At 71.9% G+C, this 25,316-nt stretch carries 24 protein-coding genes and 1 pseudogene; 20 read left to right on the plus strand and 5 right to left on the minus strand.

Annotated features, from left to right (window positions below; all coding sequences use genetic code 11):
* Nucleotides 1-10: 10 nt before the first annotated feature.
* Nucleotides 11-865 carry an amidohydrolase family protein gene (locus ACTHMF_RS14530; RefSeq protein ID WP_440318562.1) on the minus strand — a complete coding sequence of 285 codons (855 nt, stop codon included), beginning with the start codon at nt 863-865 and terminating at the stop codon, nt 11-13.
* A gap of 217 nt (nt 866-1,082) precedes the next feature.
* Between ACTHMF_RS14530 and ACTHMF_RS14535 the strand changes: the two genes are divergently transcribed.
* The 8 genes from ACTHMF_RS14535 to ACTHMF_RS14570 all read left to right on the plus strand — a co-directional run bounded on the left by ACTHMF_RS14535 (nt 1,083) and on the right by ACTHMF_RS14570 (nt 8,632).
* Complete coding sequence (locus ACTHMF_RS14535; protein ID WP_440318564.1) at nt 1,083-1,613, plus strand: flavin reductase family protein; 531 nt, start codon at nt 1,083-1,085, stop codon at nt 1,611-1,613.
* Nucleotides 1,614-1,780: 167 nt separating this feature from the next.
* Complete coding sequence (locus tag ACTHMF_RS14540) at nt 1,781-2,608, plus strand: ABC transporter ATP-binding protein (protein WP_440318566.1); 828 nt, start codon at nt 1,781-1,783, stop codon at nt 2,606-2,608.
* Nucleotides 2,605-3,462: an ABC transporter permease gene (locus ACTHMF_RS14545; RefSeq protein ID WP_440318568.1), complete on the plus strand. Its 858-nt coding sequence runs from the start codon at nt 2,605-2,607 to the stop codon at nt 3,460-3,462. Before ACTHMF_RS14540 ends, ACTHMF_RS14545 begins: the two co-directional genes overlap by 4 nt.
* On the plus strand, nt 3,459-4,235 hold the full coding sequence (locus tag ACTHMF_RS14550; protein ID WP_440318570.1) for an ABC transporter permease: 777 nt from the start codon (nt 3,459-3,461) through the stop codon (nt 4,233-4,235). Before ACTHMF_RS14545 ends, ACTHMF_RS14550 begins: the two co-directional genes overlap by 4 nt.
* 122 nt (nt 4,236-4,357) lie before the next feature.
* On the plus strand, nt 4,358-5,356 hold the full coding sequence (locus tag ACTHMF_RS14555) for an ABC transporter substrate-binding protein (protein WP_440318572.1): 999 nt from the start codon (nt 4,358-4,360) through the stop codon (nt 5,354-5,356).
* Nucleotides 5,357-5,424: 68 nt separating this feature from the next.
* Nucleotides 5,425-6,180, plus strand: coding sequence for an SDR family NAD(P)-dependent oxidoreductase (locus ACTHMF_RS14560; RefSeq protein ID WP_440318573.1), 756 nt, complete (start codon nt 5,425-5,427; stop codon nt 6,178-6,180).
* Nucleotides 6,181-6,206: 26 nt separating this feature from the next.
* Nucleotides 6,207-7,328: a zinc-dependent alcohol dehydrogenase gene (locus ACTHMF_RS14565; RefSeq protein WP_440318575.1), complete on the plus strand. Its 1,122-nt coding sequence runs from the start codon at nt 6,207-6,209 to the stop codon at nt 7,326-7,328.
* Nucleotides 7,325-8,632: an NtaA/DmoA family FMN-dependent monooxygenase gene (locus ACTHMF_RS14570; protein WP_440318577.1), complete on the plus strand. Its 1,308-nt coding sequence runs from the start codon at nt 7,325-7,327 to the stop codon at nt 8,630-8,632. The genes ACTHMF_RS14565 and ACTHMF_RS14570 overlap by 4 nt, the downstream gene beginning before the upstream one ends.
* Before the next feature lie 123 nt (nt 8,633-8,755).
* Here ACTHMF_RS14570 and ACTHMF_RS14575 read toward each other — a convergent pair.
* Nucleotides 8,756-9,556: pseudogene (locus ACTHMF_RS14575) on the minus strand (ATP-binding protein); the annotation flags it as partial.
* Here ACTHMF_RS14575 and ACTHMF_RS14580 point away from each other — a divergent pair.
* Complete coding sequence (locus tag ACTHMF_RS14580) at nt 9,497-10,504, plus strand: Lrp/AsnC family transcriptional regulator (protein WP_440318580.1); 1,008 nt, start codon at nt 9,497-9,499, stop codon at nt 10,502-10,504. The pseudogene ACTHMF_RS14575 and the gene ACTHMF_RS14580 overlap by 60 nt on opposite strands.
* On the opposite strand, the gene ACTHMF_RS14585 is transcribed toward ACTHMF_RS14580, so the two are convergent.
* On the minus strand, nt 10,471-10,803 hold the full coding sequence (locus ACTHMF_RS14585) for a hypothetical protein (protein ID WP_440318582.1): 333 nt from the start codon (nt 10,801-10,803) through the stop codon (nt 10,471-10,473). The two genes, ACTHMF_RS14580 and ACTHMF_RS14585, sit on opposite strands and share 34 nt — an antisense overlap.
* Nucleotides 10,804-10,897: 94 nt before the next feature.
* Between ACTHMF_RS14585 and ACTHMF_RS14590 the strand changes: the two genes are divergently transcribed.
* Nucleotides 10,898-12,232: an APC family permease gene (locus tag ACTHMF_RS14590; RefSeq protein ID WP_440318583.1), complete on the plus strand. Its 1,335-nt coding sequence runs from the start codon at nt 10,898-10,900 to the stop codon at nt 12,230-12,232.
* 85 nt (nt 12,233-12,317) lie between these two features.
* Entirely contained in the window at nt 12,318-13,301 is a 984-nt protein-coding gene (locus ACTHMF_RS14595) for a LacI family DNA-binding transcriptional regulator (protein ID WP_314149128.1), read from the plus strand.
* A 91-nt stretch (nt 13,302-13,392) separates the two neighbouring features.
* Here ACTHMF_RS14595 and soxR read toward each other — a convergent pair whose 3' ends face one another.
* Nucleotides 13,393-13,833: a redox-sensitive transcriptional activator SoxR gene (soxR, locus tag ACTHMF_RS14600; protein WP_440318584.1), complete on the minus strand. Its 441-nt coding sequence runs from the start codon at nt 13,831-13,833 to the stop codon at nt 13,393-13,395.
* A gap of 36 nt (nt 13,834-13,869) precedes the next feature.
* Here soxR and ACTHMF_RS14605 point away from each other — a divergent pair, with 36 nt between their 5' ends.
* The 8 genes from ACTHMF_RS14605 (at nt 13,870) to iolD (ending at nt 22,982) form a co-directional block, all read left to right on the plus strand.
* Nucleotides 13,870-15,291: an MFS transporter gene (locus ACTHMF_RS14605; RefSeq protein WP_440318586.1), complete on the plus strand. Its 1,422-nt coding sequence runs from the start codon at nt 13,870-13,872 to the stop codon at nt 15,289-15,291.
* Nucleotides 15,292-15,323: 32 nt separating this feature from the next.
* Nucleotides 15,324-15,788, plus strand: coding sequence for an SRPBCC family protein (locus ACTHMF_RS14610; RefSeq protein ID WP_440318588.1), 465 nt, complete (start codon nt 15,324-15,326; stop codon nt 15,786-15,788).
* Nucleotides 15,785-16,591 (plus strand): metalloregulator ArsR/SmtB family transcription factor, encoded by an 807-nt coding sequence (locus tag ACTHMF_RS14615; protein ID WP_440318590.1) that lies wholly within the window; start codon nt 15,785-15,787, stop codon nt 16,589-16,591. Before ACTHMF_RS14610 ends, ACTHMF_RS14615 begins: the two co-directional genes overlap by 4 nt.
* Before the next feature lie 136 nt (nt 16,592-16,727).
* Nucleotides 16,728-17,705: a 5-dehydro-2-deoxygluconokinase gene (gene iolC / locus ACTHMF_RS14620; RefSeq protein WP_440318592.1), complete on the plus strand. Its 978-nt coding sequence runs from the start codon at nt 16,728-16,730 to the stop codon at nt 17,703-17,705.
* Complete coding sequence (locus ACTHMF_RS14625) at nt 17,692-18,612, plus strand: class I fructose-bisphosphate aldolase (protein ID WP_440318594.1); 921 nt, start codon at nt 17,692-17,694, stop codon at nt 18,610-18,612. The genes iolC and ACTHMF_RS14625 overlap by 14 nt, the downstream gene beginning before the upstream one ends.
* 32 nt (nt 18,613-18,644) lie before the next feature.
* Nucleotides 18,645-20,153, plus strand: coding sequence for a CoA-acylating methylmalonate-semialdehyde dehydrogenase (locus tag ACTHMF_RS14630; RefSeq protein WP_440318596.1), 1,509 nt, complete (start codon nt 18,645-18,647; stop codon nt 20,151-20,153).
* Nucleotides 20,154-20,169: 16 nt separating this feature from the next.
* Nucleotides 20,170-21,078, plus strand: a complete 909-nt coding sequence (gene iolB / locus ACTHMF_RS14635) for a 5-deoxy-glucuronate isomerase (protein ID WP_314149548.1) — start codon at nt 20,170-20,172, stop codon at nt 21,076-21,078.
* The gene (iolD, locus tag ACTHMF_RS14640) at nt 21,075-22,982 is read left to right on the plus strand and encodes a 3D-(3,5/4)-trihydroxycyclohexane-1,2-dione acylhydrolase (decyclizing) (protein WP_440318598.1); all 1,908 of its coding nucleotides are present in this window, start codon (nt 21,075-21,077) and stop codon (nt 22,980-22,982) included. The genes iolB and iolD overlap by 4 nt, the downstream gene beginning before the upstream one ends.
* Before the next feature lie 411 nt (nt 22,983-23,393).
* On the opposite strand, the gene ACTHMF_RS14645 is transcribed toward iolD, so the two are convergent.
* The gene (locus ACTHMF_RS14645; protein WP_314149550.1) at nt 23,394-24,152 is read right to left on the minus strand and encodes a GntR family transcriptional regulator; all 759 of its coding nucleotides are present in this window, start codon (nt 24,150-24,152) and stop codon (nt 23,394-23,396) included.
* Nucleotides 24,153-24,238: 86 nt separating this feature from the next.
* On the opposite strand from ACTHMF_RS14645, the gene ACTHMF_RS14650 reads away from it, so the two are divergent.
* Entirely contained in the window at nt 24,239-25,222 is a 984-nt protein-coding gene (locus ACTHMF_RS14650; RefSeq protein ID WP_440318600.1) for a LacI family DNA-binding transcriptional regulator, read from the plus strand.
* The last annotated feature ends 94 nt before the right edge of the window (nt 25,223-25,316 follow it).

Below are 25,316 nucleotides of genomic sequence, written 5' to 3' on the forward strand. Positions count from 1 at the left end.
GGTGCGGAGGTCAGGGACCGCCGATCCGGTTGCGCAGATCGAAGACGCGGTCGGCGGTCGCCCCCAGCAGAGACGCGCGCTCCTGCTCGTCGCGGAAGGCGAAGCCCTCGAGGTAGCGCAGCCCCTGCTCGTAGCTCAGGAACTCGGCCGTCCTCGTCCAGTCGTTTCCCCACATCACGCGCTCGGGGCCGAACGCGTCGAGGATGCGCCGGAGCACGGCGTGGATATCCGGCCACGGGTACGCTCCCGGCGAGAGCGACGGCAGGCCGGTGGCCTTCACGACGACATTCGGAAGGTCGGCGAGCGCGAGGAGTTCCGGCAGGTCGTCCAGCGTGTCGCGCGGCGGCGGGGGAGTGAATGTGGTCCGCAGCCCGGCGTGGTCGATGACGAGCGTGACATCCGGCCGGCCCTCCGCGATGCGCCGCGCGGTGCCGAGCTCGCCAGGGCACGCGACGCACAGCGGGAGTCCGGTGCCCGCGATCTCCGCGAACACGCTGTCGAGGGAGCCGTCGCGCACCGCTTCCCGGATCGCGTCATCGATCAGCATCATGCGCACTCCGACGGCGTACGCCGTGCCGGCCCACGCGCGGACGAAGGCCCGGGCGTCCGACGGCGAGCCGGTGTCGATCGGGCACACGACGCCGAACCGGCCAGGGTGGGCGGCGGCGACTCGGAGCGAGTACGCCGGATCGAACCGGTAGATCGACCAGGGCGAGACGATGACCGCGGCGTCCACACCCGTCTCGTCCAGCATCCGCACGGCATCCTCGCCGAGCGCCTCGGCCGGCCCGTGACCGGAGCCGGCCCACGGCCGCTCCGGTGTGTTCGCCTCATAGACGTGGATCTGGGCGTCGATCGTCCGCACGTCGCTCCTCCAAGAGATCACGGCCGACGCCCCGGTGGCATCGGCTCCGATCGCACGATAGGCGACGTGCGTGGCCGATCACGACCGCGCACGATCCGGCCGCGCATCCTGTACATCGCAGCGGCCGGTAGCGGCCGCGGAAATGGGCCTGTTGTCCACCCGCGGGGCCGCGACCGCGCACACCTCCCTCCATCGGTCCCCCTCGAAAGGAACAGTCATGTCCACTGAATTCGCCATCCGCTATCAGCCGGATTCCCCGCTCTACCGGCCGCCGGCCCAGCACTTCCGCGGCGGGCTCGGGCGATTCGCGACGGGAGTCGCGGTGGTCGGCTACGACACACCGGACGGCTTCCACGGAATCACGATCAACTCGTTCACGTCGGTGTCGATCGATCCCGCGCTCATCCTCGTCTCGATCGGATCGTTCGCCGAATCGCACACGGGGCTGGTGGGCCGGCCGTTCTCCGTCAACATCCTCGGTGCAGAACAGAGCAAGCTCGCGCTGCACTTCGCCGGCAAGCCCCAGGAGGAGCCGCTGTGGGTGCAGGGCAACCACGCTCCGCGGCTGGCCGGGGTGCTCGCCTTCTTCGAGTGCACGCCCTGGGCGCAGTACGACGGCGGTGACCACACGCTCTTCCTCGGTAAGGTCCAGCGCTACGAGTACCGCTTCGGCGACGCTCTCGGATTCGTGAACGGAAAGTTCACCGTCATCCATGACCAGATTGCTGGGCGGGAAGCGCTCCTGTGATACAAAGTGTCGACAAATATCGAGAAGTCTGAGCGGTATGCCAGCACAATGTCACATCCGCTGCGCAGCTGTTGTATTCGCGGTTTGAGACGTGTCACGATCGCCCCGACCTCACGAAGCGAGCCCCGTCGACGACGACGGCTGACCAGAAGGAAAGAGTGCCAGACATGCCCGCATCGAGCCTGACCCGAGAGGGAGGTGCCGGCGCCGCCGGCGTCGTCCTCGAGATCCGGGGGTTGGCGGTGTCCTTCCCCGCGGCAGCGGGGACCAAGCACGTGCTGTCCGACCTCGACCTCGCCGTCCTGCGAGGCGAATTCGTCTGCATCGTCGGCCCGTCCGGAACGGGCAAGACGACGCTGATCCGCTGCATGTGCGGGCTTCTCGCGCCGACCGCAGGCCGGGTCGCGATGGACGGGGAGCCGTACACCAGCACGCCGGCCGGACTCGCCCTGGTGTCCCAGGACTACAGCCGATCGCTGATGCCCTGGCTGCGGGTGGAGGACAATGTCCGGCTCCCGCTGCGCGGCAAGGGGATCCCGCGCGCGGAGATCGACGAGCGCGTGACCGAGGCGCTCGCCGCGGTCGGTCTCGTCGGGGCCAGACGGTCCTACCCGTGGCAGCTCTCCGGCGGCATGCAGCAGCGCGTCTCGCTCGCCAGGGCCCTCGCCTACCGGCCTGAGGTGCTCATCATGGACGAGCCGTTCGCCTCCGTCGACGCCCAGACGCGATCCGAGCTGGAGGACCTGATCCTGCGGCTCCAGCGCGAGACCGGAATCACCGTCGTCCTCATCACGCACGACATCGACGAATCCGTCTACCTCGCCGATCGCGTCGTCGTCCTCGGCGGAGCGCCGGCATCGGTCACGAACACCATCGAGGTGCGCCTCGGGCGGGACCGCGATCAGCTGCGCACGAAGGCGCTCCCGGAGTTCCTGGCCCACCGTGCCGAGGTGTTCGAGAGCATCGCGGCGGCCAGGGCGGCGGTCGCGCGATGACGTCGTCGACAGGGCAGGAGACGGTCACCAGCTCGCTGGTGGTCGGCCGCCCGCTCGCCCCTCGCCGCACTCGCGGCGAGCTGCGCGGGGCGCGCCTCGCTGCGGCCCGCGCGGTGTTCTTCCTGGTCATGCTGGCCGGCTACCAGGCCGCCGTCACGGTGGTGCCGACGTTCGCCGCCACGCTGCCGGACCTCGGCGAGCTCGCCGCCGGGGCGGTCGACGTCGTCGCCGACGCCCGGTTCTGGCTCGCGATCGTGCACACGATCGTCGCCACGCTGCTCGGTCTGTCGATCTCACTCGCCCTCGGCACCGTCATCGGCCTCGTGCTCTCCCTGCACCGCAACGCGTGGGCCTCCTCGCGCTTCGTGGTCGACTTCATGCGGACGATCCCGCCGATCGCCCTGGTGCCGATCGCTCTGCTGGTGCTGGGGGTGAGCATGGGGATGGAGGTCACGCTCATCGTGATCGCCGCGGTGTGGCCCGTGATCCTCCAGGTCTACTACGGCATCTCCACGGTCGAGCCCGAACTGCTGGAGACGGCCCGGATCTACCGGCTGACGGTGTGGCAACGGCTCGCGCTCGTGACGACGCCGGCCATGCTCCCGCCGTTCGCGACGGCGGTGCGGATCTCGGCGACGCTGTCGCTGCTGCTGGCGGTCGGCACCGAGGTGATCACGTCCTCCGGCGGGCTCGGCGCACTGATCTCGCGACTGCAGCAGGTGAGCAACACGACGGAGTCGTTGATCGTGATCATCGCGACCGGGCTCGTCGGGCTCGGGCTGAACGCGCTGCTGCAGTGGGCGCAGCACACCACCCTGCACTGGCACTACCGCACCACGAAGGGCGACTCATGAGCTCCCCCCGTCCCGTCCGATCGCGCCTCGCCGCCGTGGCGTGGGCGGCGTGGCTGCCGATCGTCCTGGTCGGAGTGTGGTGGTTCGCGTCCGCGTCGTCCACCCTGCCGTACTTCCCTCCGCTCTCCGAGATCGTCACCTCCTTCCGCGAGACCTGGTTCGGCCCCGGGTTCGTCGACGCGATCCTGCCGAGCATGGCGAACTGGGCGGCAGGCGTCGGCCTCGCGCTCGTCGTCGGCGTCGCGCTGGGGACGGCGCTCGCGCTCTCCCGTCGCCTCGAGCAGATCGTCGACCCCTTGCTGCAGTTCGCGCGGGCGCTCCCCGTCGTGGCGCTCATCCCGCTTTCGCTCGTGATCCTCGGAACGGGCACCGAGCAGAAGGTCCTGCTGATCGCATTCTCGGCCCTGTGGCCGATCCTCCTGAACACCGTCGACGCGATCCGCTCGATCCATCCGGAGATCTGGCAGACCACGCGGGTCTACTCCGTCACCCGCGGGAACGTCTTCTTCCGTGTCCTGCTCCCCGGCGCGTTCCCGCAGATCTCGATCGGCATCCGCGTCTCGCTTTCGGTGAGTCTGGTCGTGATGATCGCGAGCGAGATCTACGCATCGACACAGGGCATCGGCTTCTACGTGATCAGCGCTCAGCAGCAGTTCGACACGGTTGCCGTGTGGTCGGGAGTGATCCTGCTCGGCCTGATCGGCTACCTCGTGACGGTGGCCTACGGACGTGTCGAAGCCCGGATCCTGCGCTGGCGCAGGTCCGCGGACTGACGCCCCGGGTTCCACCCATACCGGCCTGGGTGCCAGCACCCTTCAAGGCCCCATCGGCGACGCCCTAGCGTCGAAGACGATCACCAGCGCCGGTGATCGCATGCACCTCAAAGGAGAGTCACATGGCACACCGTTCACTCGTCGCGGCCGGCGCGGCGGCCCTGCTGCTCACGCTCACCGCGTGCGCAGGCGGAGGCAGCGCACCGGGCGCGGCGGACACCGGAGGCGCGCAGAAGCGCATCTCGATCAAGGTCGTCGAGGGCCTCGCGTACGATGCCGCCCCGCTCTGGGTGGCGAAGGACAAGGGCTTCTTCGACCAGGAGAACCTGGACGTCACCGCGGAGAACGCCGCGAACGGGGTCGCCGCCGAGGCGGTCCCGCTCATCGTCGGCGGGTCCTACCAGGCAGGGATCACCACGCTCGGCGTCACCGCGCAGTCCGCGGCGAAGCGCCTCGACTTCCGGATCTTCGGTATCACCTCCTCGTACGCCGACACCGAGGACGCCTCCCAGATCGCCATGGTGGCGAAGAAGGACGGCCCCGCCTCGCTCGGCGCGCTCGGAGCGGGAGACACCGTCGGCGTCCCGGGGGCCGGTGGACCCGCCCAGGCGTACATCAGCTACGCCATCGACAAGGCGGGCGGCGACTCGAAGGCGGTCAAGTTCCAGAACGTCCCGATCACCCAGGGCGCGCAACTGGTGAAGACGGGGAGCCTGACGGCCTCCTTCATCACCGAGCCCGCTCTGACCCAGGTCCTCGACGGCGACGGGTCGCTGCGGATCATCGGCTATCCGACCGTCGAAGCCGGGCTGCAAGGCACCCCGGCGACGGCGTTCGGTGCGACGAAGGCCTGGATCGACTCCGCTGCTGCACCGCGCTTCCTGCGCGCGATCGACAAGGCGATCACCTGGGTCAACGACAAGGCGAACTACGACGAGCTGACCGAGATCATCGCCAAACATGTCGACACGGATGTCGCCGTCGTCCGCTCCGGCCGGCTGCCCACCTTCACCTCCACGATCGACGAGGGCGCGGTCGACCGCTACTTCGCGATCCTCAAGGACTACGGCGTCGTCCCGAACGTCGTGACCGCCTCCGACATCATCTCCACCCCCCGTTAGAGCAGGACCCCGGACGCCGTGCCCGGCACGGCGTCCGGGAGCCCGGCAACCCAGAGAAGGAAAGCACTGTGGAACTCGAGCTAGACAGGAAGCTCGCCGTCATCACCGGCGCTGGCACCGGAATCGGCCGTGCGATCGCACGCGTCCTCGCCGGGGAAGGTGTGCAGATCGTGGGCGTCGCCCGGCGGGAGGCGGTGCTCACGGCGCTCGCCGACGAGATCGCGGATGCGGGTGGCAAGCGTCCGCACATCGTCTGCGGCGATCTCACCGAGCAGGGTGCCGGCGCCCGGATCGCCGACGAGATCACGGCGAAGTACGGCCGGGTCGACATCCTCGTCAACTCGGCAGGACGGTCGATGCCCGTCTCCCTGCACGGCACCGACGAGGACTGGGCGCAGGCCTTCGCGCTGCGCTTCACCGCCGTGCGCCAGATGATCCAGCGCTTCGTCCCCAATATGAAGGAGCAGCGCTACGGGCGGATCATCAATATCGGCGGCCTCCTGGAACCGCAGGACGTCATCAACGCCGCCAACGCGATCAACGCCGCCCGGATCTCGTTCAGCAAGAGCCTGTCGCGCGAAGTGGGGCCGTACGGCATCACCGTGAACACGATCGGGCCCGGCTTCGTGGAGAGCGAGCAGCTCGACCGGGACTTCACCGCCGAGCAGCGCGCCGATCTCGCTCGCCGCCTCATCCCCGCCGGGTACGTCGGCTCCGCCGACGACATCGCCTGGCTCGTCGCCCTGCTGGCTTCGCCGAAGGGCCGCTACATCACCGGCGAGGTCATCGCCGTCGACGGCGGCATGAAGCGCTACGGCTTCTGACGCCACCCGAAAGGAAAGAAACTCACATGAAATCCCGTGCTGTGGTCATGACCGCTCCGCGCCAGATGGAACTCCAGGAGTTCGAGGTGCCGGACTCCCCGCCCGCCGGCGGCGCCATCCTGAAGGTTCTCGCCAACGGGGTCTGCGGAAGCGACTACGACATCTACACCGGCCAGGCCGACGATCCTGGCCACGCGACGTTCCCGATGGTCCCCGGGCACGAGATCGTGGGCGAGATCCACGCGATCGACCCTGTCGCCGAGCGCCGGTGGGGCGTCTCGGTCGGCGCCCGGGTCGCCGTCGAGGGGCTGGTCTTCTGCGGGCAGTGCACGCAGTGCCACTTCGGCGACCCGTTCAGGTGCGTCGACTTCATGGGCTACTCGAAGACCAAGACGACGGTCGGGCACGGCCTGTGGGGCGGAATGGCCGAGTACCTCGTGCTCCAGCCCGGCTCGCGCGTCCTGCCGATCGCCGACGGCGTCTCGGACGAGGACGCCGCTTACTGGAACGCCCTCTCGAATTCCTTCAACTGGGGTCGTGAGGCCGGGGGGATCACCGCTGGCGACTCGGTCCTGATCCTGGGCTGCGGGCAGCGCGGACTGGGGGTCGCCGCTGTCGCCGCGACGCTCGGCGCACGTCACATCATCGTGACCGGGCTGACCAGGGACGCCTACAAGCTCGAGCTCGCGCGCGAGTTCGGCGCCACCCACACGATCGACGTCGAGACGCAGGACACGGTCGCCGAAGTGAAACGGATCACGGGCGGTCGCGGGGCGGACGTCGCCGTCGACAGCACGCCGCGATCCATTCAGGCGACCGTCGACGGGGTGCGCTCGGTCCGCCGCTGGGGAACCGTCGTCGTCGCAGGGAACAAGGGCCGCGGCGCGGCGGAGCTGATGCTGGACGAGGTCGTGCTGCGGTCGATCCGGCTCCAGGGCGCCGCCGGCCGCACCGACACGTCGACACGGATGGCGCTGGAGATGCTCGCCGAGGGCCGCTTCCCCTTCCACAAGCTGCACAGCCACACCGTCGGCCTCGACGACGCGGAGTACGGCATCCGCCTGCTCGGCGGGGAGATCCCCGGTGAGCAGGCGATCCACGTCACGATAGCTCCGTGGCTCGCCCCGGCGTCCGGGGGGACCCGATGACCTCCGCGCTGCACTTCCTCGTCGTCGCGAACGTCACGCGGACCAATCTCAACTCCTGGCGCGCGCAGCGCCACGGGGATCCGCTCCCCGGATCGCTGGACTTCCTGGTCCAGGAGGCGCAGGCGCTCGAATCGGCAGCGATCGACGGCGTTTTCCTGACGGACACGCTCTTCTTCGGGGACCGGGGCACGTGGCCATACCGGGTCACGGACGACTTCGATCCGTTCACGCTCGCGGCCGCGCTCGCCATGGCGACGAACCGGATCGGACTCGTCGTCACCGGATCGACCACGTTCGAAGCGCCGTACACGCTCGCCCGCCAGGTGCTCTCCCTCGACCACGTGAGCGCCGGCCGTGCCGGCTGGAACATCGTCACGACGTGGGCGGCGGAGGCAGCGGACAACTTCCGCGCCGACGGGCTCCCCGAGCACGACGAACGGTATCGCCAGGCGCAGGAGGCCGTCGACGTGATCCGGGCGCTGTGGGACTCGCTCGAAGACGACGCCGTCGTCGCCGACCACGCGCGCGGCGTCTTCACCGACCCCGCCAAGATCCACGTCGCCGACCACCACGGGACGTACTACGACGTCAGAGGTCCGCTGGGCGCTCGACGGTCGCGTCAGGGCCGGCCCGTGCTCTTCCAGGCCGGTTCCTCCGGGGCCGGTGTCGCCTTCGCCGCGCGCAACGCCGAGGTCGTCTTCACCATGCAGGGCGACGCATCGGCCGGCGCCGCGTTCCGCGACCGGGTCCGGAGCGAGGCGCATGCCGCAGGCCGGACTTCGGCGCCGCTGGTGACCCCGCAGCTCAGCTTCGTCCTGGGGTCGACGGACGAGGAGGCCGAGCGGACGGACGAGTACATCGGCGGGCTGTTCGTCCCGGAGCTGCAGATCGCCAAGCTGCAGGAGGTGGACATCGACCTGGAGGGATTGCACCCCGATGCCCCGATGCCGGCGCTTCCCGAGAGCACCCAGAAGAACCAGTCCGCGCTGCAGCGCTACCGGCAGATCGCGCAGACGCCGGGCATGACCGTCGGCGCCTTCCTCGCGCGGACCGCCAGCGGCTTCGGCACGCGCGTGGTCGGAACGCCCGAGCGTCTCGCCGACCTCATCGAGGAGTGGCACAGCGTCGGCGCTGCCGACGGATTCGTGCTCGCCCCGAACCTGCCGGGCCAGGCGGCCGTGTTCGCCCAGGAGGTGCTGCCGATCCTGCGGGAGCGCGGGCTGTTCCGGCACGACTACGAGGGCGAGACGCTCCGCGAGCACTTCGGCCTGGAGTACCCGGAGCATCCCGCAGCCGGGCGCTGACGCACTGTTCAGTCGGTGCGCGTCGCCGGAGACCTGCTCCCCGCGAGCAGCTGGATCCGGTTGCGCACCGGCCTTGTGCAGCACAGCACTCACGTGCTTCTCGACCGTGCGGACCGAGAGCCCGAGCGTCGCCGCGATGACGTGGTTGCTCGCGCCGTCCAAGAGCAGCGCGCGGACCTCGCGCTCGCGGTCGGTGAGCGCCTCGACGGGCTCCTGGAGGTCGGGCCGGGAGGCCTGCCAGGCCCGCCGTGCGGCGTCGCCCCTCGCCGCCGCGACGATCGTGTCGAGGACGGCCCCGACCGGCGCCTGGGCATCGACGACGGCGGCGATGCCGGAATCGCGGGCCGCGCCGAGCAGATCCGTCGTGGTCGACGCGTCGGAGATGACCACGATCTGAAGCTCCGGGAGCGCCCGGCGAAGTGATTCGATCACCGCCGGCGTCTCCTGACCGAAGCCGAGACCGACCAATGCCAGCTGCGGGCGGGCGAGCGCCACCGCCTGAGCCGCGTCGTCGGGCCGGGTGAACTCCCCGACCACCGCGATCCGCGGGTCCGCGCGCGCGGCGAGGACGGCGAGGCCGGCCACCACCACGGCGCGCGGGTCGATCACGATCACGGCGGTGCGCTCCGTTCCGCTCCGTCGCAGCCGGTCGACCGAGAACGTCGCGCGCAGAGTCGTGCCCCAGCCGGCGAGGGAGGAGATCGAGAACGAGCCGGAGTTCTCGATGGTGCGCTCTTTCATCCGGCGCAATCCGCGCTCCTCGACCAGCGATTCTGGCGAATACCCGACTCCGTCGTCTTCGACCAGCAGCACGACCGTCGGGCCGGCATAGACGAGGCCGACGCGGACGGCCGTGGCGCCGGCATGGCGGATGGCGTTCTCGATCGCCTCGTGGAAGACCAGCAAAATGTCGTGCACCGTCATCCGGTCGAGCGGAACGCGCTCCCCGACGACCCTCAGCGTGGCGACGGGGCCGTCCGGGGCCATCCGCGCCAGGCGTGCGTCGATGGCGCCCTCGAGCGTCCTGCCGCCGAGGACCCGACCGCGGGAATGCGAGGAGAGGCCGTGCACGGCGTTCTGGATCTCGTCAGCGGCCCGGATGGCGCGTTGCAGCCGTTCGCGATCCTGCGGCACCGGGCGGATGAGGTCGAGCTCGTCCCGGATCGCTCCGAACCGCGATGCGATGATGTCCTCGAAGTCCCAGATGCGCTGCAGCTCGGTGAAGACGGTGCTACCGTCGCCGCGGTCGGTGCCGACCGGATTCGGCTCGCGGCGCCGCGCACGTGGCACTCTGCTGGCCACGGGTGCCTCATCGTCACCATCGTGTACTCTCATTTGCGGCAATGCTATACAAAGGGTGGGGTGCGCGCTATGAGTTTCGATCAGACAGATGCCACGATCCTCGAGATCATGACGAACCATCCGCGAATCGGGGTCTACGAGGTCTCGCGCCGGATGGGCATCGCGCGCGGCACGGTCCAGGCCCGCCTGGACCGGATGACCAGCCGGGGGATCATCGTCGACTTCGCTCCGACCGTCGATGTCACCGCGCTCGGCTACGCCGTGACGGCATTCATCTCGGCCGAGATCGCCCAGTCGATGCGGCACCATTCCGTGATCGATCAGCTGCGCTCGATCCCAGAAGTCCTCGAAGTCGTCACGGTGACAGGGCGCGAGGATCTCTGGATCCGCGTCGTTGCGCGGAATCATGCCGATCTGCAACGCGTGATCGACGAGATCGCCGCGCATCCGCACATGCTGCGGACCTCGACGACGATCCTCCTCGGCGTGGAGGTGCCCTACCGGACGCTGCCGCTCACGACGGCGACCGGAGAGCGTCAGGCCGAGCGGCCGGCCACGTCGTCGACGTAGCCGATCGTCCGCCCGACCAGCCGCTCGGGGATGCCGTCGAATGCGTGGGCACGCAGCTCGGAAGCGAGGTATCGGGCCTCGCGCTCCTCGAACTCGCCGATGCCGCCCGGGGCGCTGACGGCCCAGACGAACTCGCTGGTCGCGGGGAGGGCGTAGGCGAACTCGATGGTGAAGCCGTACGCGGAGCGCATCCGCGGCATCCACTGCCGCCACCAGTGCACGAACGCGTCGAGCTCGCCGTCGGCGACCCGGTAGCGGCGCAGCTGCACCGTGGTCCGGCCGGTCGGTGCGTCGTCCATGCCCACTCCTTGTTCCCGAAGATTGTATACGATTCCGGAACGTCGGCGGATGACCGGGCGCCCCGATGTCGGGGGTGCGCGCGATGATCGGGGGATGAGCGATTCCGTGTCCCCGGCGACGCGCGTGCCGGCATCGTCCGAGCGCCAGGGCGACGCGGTCCCGGCCTCCGGCCACGGGCGGCTCGGCGTCGCGGGCGGGACGGCGCTGTACGTCGCCGCCGTGCTCGGCACGGGCATCCTGGTGCTGCCCGCGCTCGCCGCGGCGGTCGCCGGTCCCGGCGCGATCATCGCGGTCGCAGCCCTGGCGCTGATCTCCATCCCGCTCGCGGCGACGTTCGCGGCGCTGGCGCGGAGGCATCCCGACGCCGGCGGAGTCGCGACGTTCGCCCGCCGCGCGTTCGGGCCGACCTCGGCGCGGATCATCAGCTACTGGTTCTTCTTCGGCACCCCGATCGGCGCGCCGATCGCCGCCCTGATGACCGCGCGGTACGTGGTCGCGGTGATCGGCGGGGACGCGGTGACCACGACGGTCATCGCCGTCGCGCTCATGGTGGTGCCGGTGATCGTGACCGCGTTCGGCGTGCGCTTCGCCGCGTCCGTGCAGCTGGTGCTCTCGGGCGCCCTGATCGCCGTGCTCGTGTTCGTGCTGGCCGCGGCGGCCCCGCACGCCGACGCCGCCCGGCTCACGCCGCTGCTGCCGCACGGCTGGGCGGGCGTCGGCCTCGCGATGAGCCTCTACATCTGGGCGTTCGCGGGCTGGGAGGCGGTGGCCGGCATCGGCGGCGAGTTCCGGAACCCGCGGCGCGACATCCCGCGCGCCACCGCGCTCGCGCTCGTGATCGTCTCGGTCGCCTACCTCGCCATCCAGACGGTCACGGTCCTCGTGCTCGGCGACCGTGCGGCGGCCTCCGCGGTGCCGCTGCTCGACCTGGTGGAGGTCGCCACCGGCTCCGGCGGCGGCGTCGTCGTCGCGGTGATCGCCGCGATCGTCGTCACCGGGGTCTTCAACGCCTACCTCGCCGCGTTCAGCAAGCTGGGCGCGGCGATGGGGCGCGACGGCGACCTGCCGTCGTGGTTCGGGCGCGGCGCCGAGAACGGCGCGGTCGCCCGGCGCGGCCTGCTGCTCTCGGCTGTCGTGATGGCGCTGTACTCGCTCGTCGTGCTGGCCAGCGGCGACCTGCAGCCGTTCATCCTCGTCCACACCAGCATCGCCGCCGCCGTCTACGGGCTGGGCGTCGCCTCGGCGATCGTGCTGCTGCCGCGCTGGTCGGCGGGCTGGTGGATGGCCGTGCTCTCCTGCGTCTTCGCCGCCGGCCTGCTGCTGCTCGCCGGCTGGCACCTGGTCTTCCCCGCGGTCCTCGCCGTGGTCGCGGTGCTGGTGGGGGCATTCGGGGCGTTCTCCCGGCGACGGCGGCGCGATACCGCATAATGAGGGGGATCGCGGGCCGCCCGAACCCGTGACGTGGACGAAGGGGAGCCACGTGACCCACGAGCACCCGGCGCGCGCTGCGAGCATGAGGGACGTCGCCCAGCTCGCCGGTGTGTCCCACCAGACCGTCTCCCGCGTGATCAACGACCACCCCAGCATCCGGGACTCGACCCGCCAGCGCGTGCTCGACGCGATGGAGCAGCTGCACTACCGGCCGAACCGGGCGGCGCGGGCCCTCGTCACGGCCCGGTCGCGGACGATCGGCGTGCTGTCCACCTCGGCCGCCGCGCTGTACGGGCCGGTGTCCAGCATCAACGCCATCCAGAGCGCGGGCCGCGACGCCGGCTACTACGTCGCGGTGACGCAGCTGACCGAGCTGAGCGACGCGGGCATCGCGGCGGGGATCGACCACCTGCTGTCGCAGGCCGTGGAGGGGATCATCGTGATCGCGCCGCAGGAGGCGGTGCTGCGCCGGGTGGCGTCGGCGGCGATCGGCGTCCCCTACGTGACCCTGCAGGGCGGCGCCGAGGTCGTCTCGCGCGAGCTGACCGTCGATCAGGAGGCGGGCGCCCGGGCGGCGACGCGGCACCTGATCGGGCTGGGGCACCGCAGCATCGTGCACATCGCCGGGCCGCTGGAGTGGTTCGAGGCGCAGGCGCGCGTCGACGGCTACCGGAGCGAGCTGCGCGAGGCCGGGCTGCCGGAGCAGGAGGTGCGGCGCGGCGACTGGTCGGCAGGGTCCGGGTACCGGGCGGCGCGGGAGTTCGCCGCCGATCCCGCGGTCACCGCCGTGTTCGCGTCCAACGACCAGATGGCGCTCGGCGTGTACCACGCGGCGCTGGAGCAGGGCAGGCGCATCCCGGACGACCTCAGCGTGGTCGGCTTCGACGACATCCCGGAGGCGGCGCACTTCTGGCCGCCGCTGACCACGGTGCTGCAGGACTTCACCGAGCTCGGCCGGCGCAGCGTCGAGCGCCTGGTCGCCGAGATCGAGGGCGGCGACGAGCCGGGCCCCGTGAGCATCCTCCCGGAGCTGGTCGTCCGCGCCTCCACCGCCCGCGCCCGCTAGCCGTACCCGCCGCCGTGCGGTTCGCGAGTGGCGGGTTGATGTCGCTTTCGGCGGTGGGAAGCGACAACGACTCTCTTCTCGGCGCCCGGCATCAGGTCCAGCGGCGGGGGCCGGGGCCGTCCGCGGAGAGGGCGTCGCCGGGGTTCTGCAGGGTGCACGTGCGCAGGCTCAGGCAGCCGCAGCCCATGCAGCCCGTGAGGTCGTCGCGCAGCCGCTCCAGCGAGCGGATGCGCTCGTCCAGCTCCGCGCGCCACAGCCGGGACAGCCGCGCCCAGTCCTTCTTCGTCGGGGTGCGCCCGGCCGGCAGCGAGTCCAGGGCGGCGCGGATATCGGCGAGCGGCATGCCGACCCGCTGCGAGACGCGGATGAACGCCACTCGGCGCAGCACATCCCTGCGGTACCGCCGCTGGTTGCCGGCGGTGCGCTCGCTCGCGATCAGCCCCTCGCGCTCGTAGTAGTGCAGCGCGGAGACGGCGACGCCGCTGCGGGCGGCGACGTCCCCGACGGTCAGGATCGGCTCTGCGGGAGTCATTGACCTCAACCTTACTTGAGGTTCTAGGCTCGTCGCATGACTTCTCGCGACGGGAATGCCTCCCTGCCGGACACTGCTCCACCGCCCGCAACAGACCGCCTCCCGAAGCCGGAGGGGGTGCTCGGCCCGCGCTTCCGCTGGGTGAGCATCGGGATGTTCCTGCTCGTCATGCTCGCGGCGTTCGAGGCGATGGCGGTCACCACGATCATGCCGACCGTCAGCCGTGAGCTCGACGGCGCCGGGCTGTACGCGTTCGCGTTCGCCGGTCCGCTCGCCGTGAGCGTCGTCGGGATGGTGCTGGCCGGGGTCTGGTCGGACCGCGGCAACCCGCGCAACGCGCTGTTCGCCTCTGTCGTGCTCTTCGCCGCCGGCCTGACGATCGCGGGCACCGCGCCCGACATGGTCCTGTTCGTCACCGGGCGGCTCGTGCACGGGCTCGCGGGCGGCGCGGTGACGGTCGCCCTGTACGTGATCGTCGCCCGCGTCTACCCGCCCGCGCTGCACGCGCGGATCTTCGCGGCCTTCGCGGCCGCGTGGGTCATCCCGTCGCTGATCGGGCCGGTCGTCGCCGGAGCGCTCGCCGAGACCGTCGGCTGGCGCTGGGTGTTCCTCGGCGTGGTCGGCCTGGTCGTCCTCGCCATGCTGATGGTCGTCCCGGCGATGCGCGGCGTGCACGGTCCTGCCGAGCGGTCGGCGATCGGGCGCCGCGAGCTGGTGCGGATCGGCTGGGCCGTCCTGGTCGCCGCCGCCGTGCTCGCGCTCACGCTCGCCGCCGAGTCGCGCGGCCTGGTGCAGTGGCTCGCGCCGGTGCTCGCGACCGTCGTCGCGCTGGTCGCCCTGCGCCCGTTGCTGCCGACGGGGACGCTGCGCGCCCGTCGCGGGCTGCCCAGCGTGATCCTGATGCGCGCCCTCGTCGCCGGCACGTTCTTCGCCGCGGAGGTGTACGTGCCGCTGCTCCTGGTGACCCAGTACGGAGCATCGGCCGCGGTCGCGGGCCTCGCCCTGACCGCAGCCGGGCTGAGCTGGGCCGCGGCGTCCTGGGCGCAGGGCCGGTTCCCGGCCATCGGCCACCTGCTCGCCGCCCGCCTGGGCGCGCTCGGGCTGACGGTCGCGATCGCCGCCCTCCTCGTCACCGCGCTCACCGGCGCGTCCCCGGTCGTCGTCGTGATCGGCTGGGCGTTCGCGGGCGCGGGGATGGGCGTCCTCTATCCCCGGCTCGGCGTCCTGACGCTCGAGTACTCGACGCCGGACAACCAGGGTTTCAACAGCTCGGCGCTGTCGATCGCGGACGCCATCGGCTCGGCGATCGCGCTCGCCGCGACCGCCATCGTGTTCTCGGCGTTCGGCGGAACGGAGACCGAGGGCGCGTTCGCCGCGGTGTTCGTATTCACCGGCGTGCTGTGCGTGCTCACCTGGCTGTGCGGGCCGCGGATCCTGGATCGTGCTCGGGGCCATTGACGCATTCGTCTAGACGAATGTATGGTGGCCGCATGACCGAGACCATCGAACGAACCGTCGCCGCAGCACCCGCCCGCGTCTGGGAGCTCTGGACCACAGCGGAGGGCATCTCCTCCTGGTGGGCCCCGGAGGGCTTCCGCACCGAGGTCACTCGGCTCGACCTGACACCGGGAGGCGAGCTCGTCTATACGATGACCGCCGTCGCGCCCGAGCAGATCGCGTTCATGGAGCAGCACGGGATGCCGCTGAGCACCGAGTCCCGCAAGTACTTCACCGAGATCGTCGAGCCCACCAGGCTCGCCTACCGGTCGGTGGTCGACTTCGTCCCCGGCCACGAGCCGTACGAGCAGCTCACGGTCGTCGAGCTCGCGCCCGAGGGTGAGGGAACGCGGATCCTCATGCACGTCGAGCCGATGCACGACGAGGAGTGGACGCAGCGGCTCCTGGCGGGCAGGGCGAACGAGCTGGACAACCTCGCCGCGCTCGTCGCCGCGTGAACGGACCGGACGTCCAGCGCGCGCTCGCCGCGGTGGCGGAGCCGACCCGGTTCCGCATCGTCGAGCTCCTCGCCTCCCGGGCGTGCACGGTCGGGGAGGTCGCGGAGGCCATCGGCGCGCTGCAGCCGCAGACCACCAAGCATCTGCAGGCGCTGGAGGCGGCGGGCGTGATCCGGGTGCACCGGCTGGGCCGCCGCAGGGTCGCACGGCTGGATCGGGAGGCGTTCGGGGCCCTGTCCGCGTACTTCGGCGACCTGGCACGACCGGGGGCCGACGACGCCGTCCTCGAGGATTACGAGCGGGCGATCCTGGCCGAGGAGGCGGGCGCCGGGGGTGCCGACCGTGTCCTGCGCTTCACCCGCACGCTCGCGGCGGACCCCGCCGCCGTCTGGGTCGCCTGGACCGACCCCGCCCGCGCCGCCCGGTGGTGGGCGCCGCCGCACTTCACCGTCGAGAGACTGGAGCTGTCGCCGGAGCCGGGCGCGACCATCCACCTCGTGCTCGCCGAGGGGGACGGGGTCCGCTACGCGTCGGAGGGCAGGGTGGAGGCGGCGGACCCGTCGCGCCGCCTCGTCTTCTCGCTCGCGCCGCTCGGCCCCGACGGTGCCCCGCTCTTCGCGGCGCGGCACACGCTGTCCATCGCAGGCGCCGCCGCGGGGGAGACGGAACTGGAACTCACGATCGACGTCTCGGCCGTCCGGTCCGGTGCCGCACCCGCGGTCGCCGGGCTCGAGTCCGGCTGGAACCAGCTGCTCGACGCGCTCGCGGCGAGCCTCGGTGGCGGGGGCGGCGACAGCCACTGAAGCGGCGAGCGGGTTCGAGCGTCGGCCCTCACCTCGCGGGGTCATCGGGTCGAATCGACTTGTAAGTTTGATAGAACATAAGGTGTAGACTCGCTCGCAGGCAGCATCCACCGCATCCACACGACGAAGGAGTTCCGTGGCCACGACGGACCAGACCACGGCGGCGTACGACCTGATCACGTTCGGCCGCATCGGCGTCGACCTCTACCCGCTGCAGGACGGCGTCGGGCTGGAGGACGTGCAGACCTTCGGCAAGTACCTCGGCGGCAGCGCGACCAACGTCGCCATCGCCGGGGCGCGGCACGGGCTCCGCTCCGCGGTCATCACCGCCACCGGCGCCGACCCGTTCGGGCGCTACGCGCACCGGGAGCTGCGCAGGCTGGGGGTCGACGACCGCTTCGTCGCCACGGTCCCCGACCTGAAGACGCCCATAACCTTCTGCGAGATCTTCCCGCCGGACGACTTCCCCCTCTACTTCTACCGCGACCCGATCGCGCCCGACCTCGCCGTCACCGACGCCGACCTGGACCTGGACGCGATCCGCGACGCGCGCATCTTCTGGGCGACGGTCACCGGCCTCTCCCGCGAGCCCAGCCGCTCCGCGCACCACACCGCGTGGGCGGCACGGGGACGCGCGCCGCTCACGATCCTCGATCTGGACTACCGCCCGATGTTCTGGGCGTCCGCCGCCGAGGCGAGCGCCGAGGTCGGCCGCGCGCTCGAGCACGTGACCGTCGCCGTCGGCAACCGCGAGGAGTGCGAGGTCGCCGTCGGCGAGACCGACCCGCAGCGCGCGGCCGACGCGCTGCTCGACAGCGGCGTCGAGCTCGCGATCGTGAAGCAGGGTCCACGCGGCGTGCTGGCGAAGACCCGCGAGGAGACGGTGGAGGTTCCGCCGTATCCCGTGGAAGTCGTCAACGGGCTGGGCGCGGGCGACGGCTTCGGCGGCGCGCTCTGCCACGGGCTGCTGCAGGGCTGGCCGCTGGAGCGGGTGCTGCGGTTCGCCAACATCGCGGGGGCGATCGTCGCCACCCGCCGCGAGTGCTCGACCGCGATGCCCACCACGGCGGAGGTCGACGACATCCTGGAGGAGCTCGAACGTGTCGACAGCTGACCTGACCCACCGCTCGCAGCCGGTGCTCGGCGCCGACGCCTTCGCCCGCCTCCGCGACCTGCGCCACGCGCAGCCGGAGGCCGTCGGCGCCGCCCTGAGCGCCCGCACCCGCCGCCCGCTGGTCCGCGGCGACGGCCGGCTCTTCATCGTCGCCGCCGACCACCCGGCCCGCGGCGCGCTGTCGGTGCGCAACGACCCCGCGGCGATGGCCGACCGCTACGAGCTGCTGGAGCGGCTGGCGCTGGCGCTCTCCCGGCCCGGGGTGGACGGCGTGCTCGGCACCCCCGACATCATCGAGGACCTCGCCCTGCTCGGCGCGCTCGACGACAAGATCGCGGTCGGCTCGATGAACCGCGGCGGTCTGCGCGGAGCCGCCTTCGAGATGGACGACCGCTTCACCGGCTACGACGTCCCTGCGATGGTCCGCGACGGCGTCGACGCCGCGAAGCTGCTGCTCCGGGTGAACCTGGAGGACACCGCGACCGCGCGCACGCTGGAGGAGACCGCCCGCGCGGTCGGCGCGGCGGCCGAGGCCCGGCTGCCGATCATGCTCGAACCGTTCATGAGCCGCTGGCAGGACGGCCGCATCGTCAACGACCTGACGACGGACGCGGTGGTCACTTCGGTCGCCATCGCCGCCGGGCTCGGCACCTCGTCCGCGTACACCTGGCTGAAGCTGCCGGTCGTTGACGACATGGAGCGCGTGATGGCGGCGACCACCCTGCCCACCCTGCTGCTCGGCGGCGACGCCGACACCGCGCCGGACGAGACGTACGCCGCGTGGGGTTCCGCCCTCCGCCTCCCCGGCGTGCACGGCCTCGTCGTCGGCCGCACCCTGCTCTACCCGCCGGACGGCGACGTCGCCCAGGCGGTCGACATCGCCGCCGCCCTCGTCCACGGCCGCTGACGGCCGGCACCGCACGACCCAGAAGGAAGATCATGACCGACACCGCAACGCTCCCCGTCGTCCCGCACTGGATCGACGGCGCCGCCCGCCCGTCCGCCAGTGGCCGCACCGCGCCGGTCTTCGACCCGGCCCTCGGCGTCGAGACCAAGCGCGTCGGCCTCGCCGACCGCGCGGAGATCGACGCCGCCATCGCCTCCGCGAAGGCGGCGTTCCCCGCCTGGGCCGAGCTCTCGCTGGCGCGCAGGCAGGCCATCCTCTTCCGGTTCCGCGAGCTGCTGGACGCGCGCAAGGGCGAGCTGGCCGAGATCATCACGTCCGAGCACGGCAAGGTGCTCTCCGACGCGCTCGGCGAGATCAGCCGCGGCCAGGAGGTCGTCGAGTTCGCGACCGGCCTCGCGCACCACCTGAAGGGCGAGTACTCGGAGCAGGCCTCCAGCGGGATCGACGTCTACTCGACCCGGCAGCCGCTCGGCGTCGTCGGCATCATCTCGCCGTTCAACTTCCCGGCGATGGTGCCGGCCTGGTTCTTCCCGATCGCGATCGCGGCGGGCAACACCGTCGTGCTGAAGCCGAGCGAGAAGGACCCGTCGGCCGCGATCTGGCTGGCCGAGCTGTGGAAGGAGGCCGGCCTCCCGGACGGCGTCTTCACCGTGCTGAACGGCGACAAGGAGGCGGTGGACGGCCTGCTCACGCATCCCGACGTCGCCGCCGTCTCGTTCGTCGGCTCCACCCCGATCGCGAAGTACGTCTACGAGACCGGGACCGCGCACGGCAAGCGCGTGCAGGCGCTCGGCGGAGCGAAGAACCACATGCTGGTGCTGCCGGACGCGGACCTGGACCTGGTGGCCGACTCCGCGATCAACGCGGGCTTCGGCTCGGCGGGCGAGCGCTGCATGGCGATCTCGGTGGTGGTCGCGGTCGAGCCGGTCGCCGACGACCTGATCGCCAAGATCACCGAGCGGATTGCGGGCCTCCGCATCGGCGACGGCCGCCGCGGCTGCGACATGGGCCCGCTGGTCACGCAGCAGCACCGCGACAAGGTCGCCTCCTACATCGACATCGCCGCCCAGGACGGCGCGAACGTCGTCGTCGACCGCCGCGACGTGAACCCCGACGGCGACGCGAACGGCTTCTGGCTCGGCCCGACCCTGCTCGACCGCGTTCCCACCACCTCCCGCGCCTACACCGAGGAGATCTTCGGCCCGGTGCTCGCCGTGGTCCGGGTGTCCTCGTTCGAGGAGGGCGTCGCGCTGATCAACTCCGGCGCGTTCGGCAATGGCACCGCGATCTTCACGAACGACGGCGGCGCGGCCCGCCGGTTCCAGAAGGAGATCCAGGTGGGGATGATCGGCATCAACGTGCCGATCCCGGTCCCGGTCGCCACGTTCTCGTTCGGCGGCTGGAAGGACTCGCTGTTCGGCGACACCAAGGCGCACGGCGCGGAGGGCGTGAAGTTCTTCACGCAGCTCAAGGCGATCACGAGCCGCTGGCTCGACCCGTCGCACGGCGGCATCAACCTGGGCTTCCCCGAGAACCACTGACCGGCGAGGACGGCGGATGACACGGCACAACGAGTGGTTCTTCCCGCGCGGCGCGCTGAGCGACGGCGCGTGGGAGTCGGTGGTCGACGGCGGCATCCCCGGCTGGCAGCACACCGGCCTGCGGGTGGCCTCCCTCGACGGCGGAGCGGTGGAGCTGCCCGCCGGCGATGTGGAGCGGATCGTCGTCCCGCTCGCCGGTTCGTTCACCGTCGAGCACGAGGGCACGAGCACGGCGCTGGCCGGCCGGGCGAGCGTTTTCGACGGCCCGACCGACGTGCTGTTCGTGGGAGCGGGCGAGGGCCTTCTCGTGCGCGGGACCGGCCGAGTCGCGGTCGCCGAGGCGCCGACGACCGTCCGAACGCCCTCGGCCTACATCCCGCGCGAGGCCGTGCCCGTGGAGCTCCGTGGCGCGGGGGCCGACTCCCGCCAGGTGCACAACTTCGGCACCCCGGCCGCGCTCGACGCCGCGTCCCTCATCGTCTGCGAGGTGATCACGCCGGGCGGCAACTGGTCGTCGCATCCCGCGCACAAGCACGACGAGAACGTGCCGGGCCACGAATCCCGGCTCGAGGAGATCTACTACTTCGAGGCGGCGCCGGTCCGCGGCGGCGGCGCTCCGGAGACGGCGGACGCGTTCGGGACGTTCGCCACCTCCTCCTCGGCGGCGGGCGAGATCGAGACCAACGCGCTGGTCCGCACGGGCGACATCGCGCTGGTGCCGTTCGGCTACCACGGACCGGCGGTCGCGCCTCCCGAGTACGACCTCTACTACCTCAACGTGATGGCGGGACCGGACGAGGAGCGGGTCTGGCTCGTCAGCGACGACCCGCGCCAGGCCTGGCTGCGGGAGACCTGGGCCGGGATGGAGACGGATCCCCGCCTCCCGTACCGCACCGACACGACAACGCAAGGAGCCACCCGATGACCACGCGCAGGATGACCGTCGGCCAGGCACTCGTCGCCTTCCTCGCCAACCAGTGGACCGTCGACGGGGACGTGCGCGAGCGCACGGTTCCCGGGATGCTCGGCATCTTCGGCCACGGCAACGTCGCCGGGCTCGGCCAGGCTCTGAAGCAGGCGAACGTGCAGGACGCGACGCTGATGCCGTACTACCAGGCACGCAACGAGCAGGCGATGGTGCACCAGGCCGTCGGCTACGCGCGCGTCCACCGCCGCCGGGCGACCCTCGCCGCGACCGCGTCCGTCGGCCCCGGCGCCGCGAACATGCTCACCGGCGCCGCGCTCGCGACCGCGAACCGCCTCCCGGCGCTGCTGCTGCCCTCCGACACCTTCGCGACGCGGGTCGCCGACCCGGTGCTCCAGCAGCTCGAGCATCCACACGACCTCGGGATGCAGGTGACCGACGCGTTCCGCCCGGTCTCGCGCTTCTTCGACAGGGTGCAGCGGCCGGAGCAGCTGTTCTCGATCGCGCTCGCCGCGATGCGCGTGCTGACCGACCCGGCCGAGACCGGCGCCGTCACCATCGCGCTCCCGGAGGACGTGCAGGCCGAGGCGCTGGACGTCCCCGAGGAGTTCCTCGCGCCCCGCGAGTGGCACGTGCGCCGGCCGCTGCCGGAGCGCTGGGCGCTGCAGGCCGCCGCCGACGCGATCCGCGGGGCGGAGCGGCCGTTCATCGTCGCGGGCGGCGGCGTGCTGTACTCGGGCGCGGAGGACGCGCTCGCCGCGTTCGTGGAGCAGACCGGCATCCCGGTCGGGACCACGCAGGCCGGGGGAGGGGCGCTCGTCTGGGACCACCCGCAGTACCTCGGCGGCGTCGGCGCCACGGGCACGACGGCCGCGAACCGGCTGGCCGCCGACGCGGACGTGGTGATCGGCATCGGCACCAGGTACAGCGACTTCACGACCGCCAGCCGCACCGCGTTCCAGGCCGAGGGCGTCACGTTCGTGAACGTGAACGTCGCCGCGTTCGACGCCTACAAGCACGGGACGCAGCTACCGGTGATCGCGGACGCCAGGGATACCCTGGACGCACTGCGCGCTGCGCTCCCAGGGCACCGCGTCTCCTCCGCCCTCGCCGAGCGCGTCGCCGCCGAGAAGCGAGCGTGGGACGCCGTGGTGGACGTCGCGCTCGCCCCGACTGGCGCCGACCTGCCCGGCCAGCCCGAGATCATCGGCGCCGTGCAGGCGGCCAGCGCGCCGCGGGATGTCGTGGTGCAGGCGGCGGGCTCGCTCCCCGGCGACCTGCACAAGCTGTGGCGCGTGCGCGACCCGCTCGGCTACCACGTGGAGTACGCGTTCTCGACGATGGGCTACGAGATCGCGGGCGGCCTCGGCGCGAAGCGCGGCCTGGATGCGCTCGGCGACGACCGCGACGTGATCGTGATGGTCGGCGACGGCTCCTACCTGATGCTGCACTCGGAGCTGGCGACCGCGGTCGCCGAGGGCATCAAGCTCGTGGTGGTCCTCATCCAGAACCAGGGCTTCGCGTCCATCGGGCACCTGTCCGAGACGATCGGGTCGCAGCGCTTCGGCACCCGCTACCGCTACCGCGACGCCGAGGGCTCGAACTTCGAGCGCGGCGACTTCCTGCCGGTCGACCTGGCCGCGAACGCGCGCAGCTACGGGATCGACGTGGTGGAGATCGCGCCGGGCCCCGACGCGATCGCCCGGCTGTCGGAGGCGGTGGCGGCCGCGAAGGCCTCGCCCGCCTCCACGCTCATCCACATCGAGTCCGACCCGTTCCGGTACGCGCCGGACGGCGAGGGCTGGTGGGACGTCCCGGTCGCCGAGGTCTCCGAGCTGGACAGCACCCGCACGGCCCGCGCCGACTACGAGCAGCAGCGCCGCCGCCAGCGCCCGCTGCTGTAGCGCGCCCCCGCGCGCGCCTGGTCCCTCCGCGTCTGTCCCCGCCCGGTACGCCTGTCCCCGCGCGAGCACCCCTCGGACGTCCCGAACGGGCACACTCGCGGGGCGAGTGCGCCACCGCGTCACGAGTGCGCCCGGGCGCCGCGCCGCACTCGTGACGGCGCGCCGCAACCGCTTCGCGGCACCGCACTCGCGCGTCCCGCGTCCGCTGTCCCCGTTCGGGACGCCTGTCCCTGCGCGAGCACCCCTCGCACGTCCCGAACGGGCACACTCGCGGGGTGAGTGCGCCGCCGCGTCACGAGTGCGCCCGGGCGCCGCGGCGCAACCGTTACGCGGCACCGCACTCGTGCGCCCACGGCCGCGAGCACCCCGCAGACGTACCGAACGGGGACAGCCGCGCGGCGGCGCCGCGGGTCAGCGATCGACGAGGGTGATCTCGAAGGAGTAGAGGTCGGGGCGGTAGAGGTGCTGGCCGAACTCCACCGCGCGGCCGGCGGTGTCGAACGCGGTGCGCGACATCGTGAGGACGGCCGCGTTGCGCTTGATCTCCAGCAGCTCGCTCTCCTCGGCCGTCGCCTCCCTGGCGCCGATCCGCTGGTTCGCGATCCGCATCGTCACGCCGCGCTCGCGGAGCAGCTGGTAGAGCCCGCGCGCCTCCAGGTCGTCGCGGGTGATGTCCGTGAACTCCGTCGGCAGGATGTTGTCCAGGATCGCCAGCGGCACATCCTCCGCGTAGCGGAGCCGCTGCACGTGCAGCACCGGGTCGCCCGGCGCGAGCGTCAGGTGCTCCGCCTCGTCCTCCGTCGCCGGGCGCACCTCGTGGCCGAGCACGCGGGTCCGGGGCGCCTGGCCGGAGCGGGAGAGGTCCTCGTACAGGCTCGTCAGGTCCACGTTGCGGGTCACCTTGCCGTGCACCACCTGCGTGCCGATGCCGCGGCGCCGGACGATCAGCCCCTTGTCCACGAGCTCCTGGATGGCGCGGCGCACGGTCGGCCGGGACAGTCCCAGCCGCTGGCCCAGCGCGATCTCGTTCTCCAGGCGGGCGCCGGGAGGGAGGATGTCGTCGTGGATGGCCTGCTCGAGCCGCGTGGCGAGCTGGTAGTAGAGCGGGACGGGGCTGGTCTTGTCCAGGTCGTCGAACAGATCGCGGGGAAGCGGGTGCTCGGCCGGCATCGAACCGCCTCCTTCGGTAGTTTGTCAGAACAACCATACACGGCGGACCGATCCGCCGATCGGCCGCGCACCGGTAGGTTTGCGGTGTGAGCGAGAACGCACCGACGCTGTCCGAGGTCGCCGCGCACGCCGGCGTGTCCCTCGCCACGGCGTCCCGCGCCCTGAACGGAAGCGCCCGCAAGGTCAACCCGGAGCTGCAGGAGCGCGTGCTCGCCTCCGCGCAGGCGCTCGGCTACAGCCCCAACGTGCAGGCGCAGGCGGTCGCGCGCGGCACCAGCAACGTGGTCGCGCTCGTCGTCGGCGACATCGCCGACCCGTACTTCTCGTCGATCGCGTCCGGCGTCGTGCGCGTCGCGGACGAGCGCGGGCTCGTGGTGACGATCACCGCGACCGGTCCGTACGCGGGGGAGGCGACGGTCGCGCGCGAACGGGCGGCGCTCGCCGCCCTGCGCGGGCAGCGTCCGCGGGCCGTCGTGCTCGCCGGCAGCCGCATCGCCGGCGCCGAGACCGCGATCCCCGGCGCCGCGGACCGCGCCGCCGTGATCGGTTCCGGCGCGCCCGGCCTGCGCGCGGTCGGCGTCGACAACCGCGGCGGCGCCGCCGCGCTCGCGCGCGAGCTGCTGGCGCTCGGCTACGAGGACATCGCGGTGCTGGCCGGTCCCGACGAGCTGGTCACCGTGCGCGACCGGGTGGACGGGTTCCTCTCGGTGCTGCCGGACGCGACGGTGGTCAACGCCGAGTTCACGCGCGACGGCGGCCACCGCGCGATGACGGAGCTGCTCGCCTCGGGCGCCCGCCCGGACTGCGTGTTCGCGGTCAGCGATGTGATGGCGATCGGCGCGATGGCGGCGCTGCGCGAGGCCGGCATCGCCCCGGGCGAGGGGATCGGCGTCGCCGGCTTCGACGACATCCCGCTCGTCGGCGATGTCACCCCCGCGCTCACCTCGGTGGCGCTCCCGCTCGCCGACATCGGCGCGCGCGCCCTGGAGCTCGCGCTCGCCGACGAGGCCCCCGACGCCTCCGCGGTCGCCGCCGAGGTCCACGTCCGCGCGTCGACGCCGCGGCGCTGACGGCCGCCTACCGCTCAGATCGTGCGATTGGGCTAGCCCACCCGTAATGGTTACAACCGGCTCATCGATTCGGGACGGCAGTTCCCAATAGCCT

The sequence above is a fragment of the Leifsonia sp. genome, from assembly GCF_051955155.1.
Classification (GTDB): Bacteria; Actinomycetota; Actinomycetes; order Actinomycetales; family Microbacteriaceae; genus Leifsonia.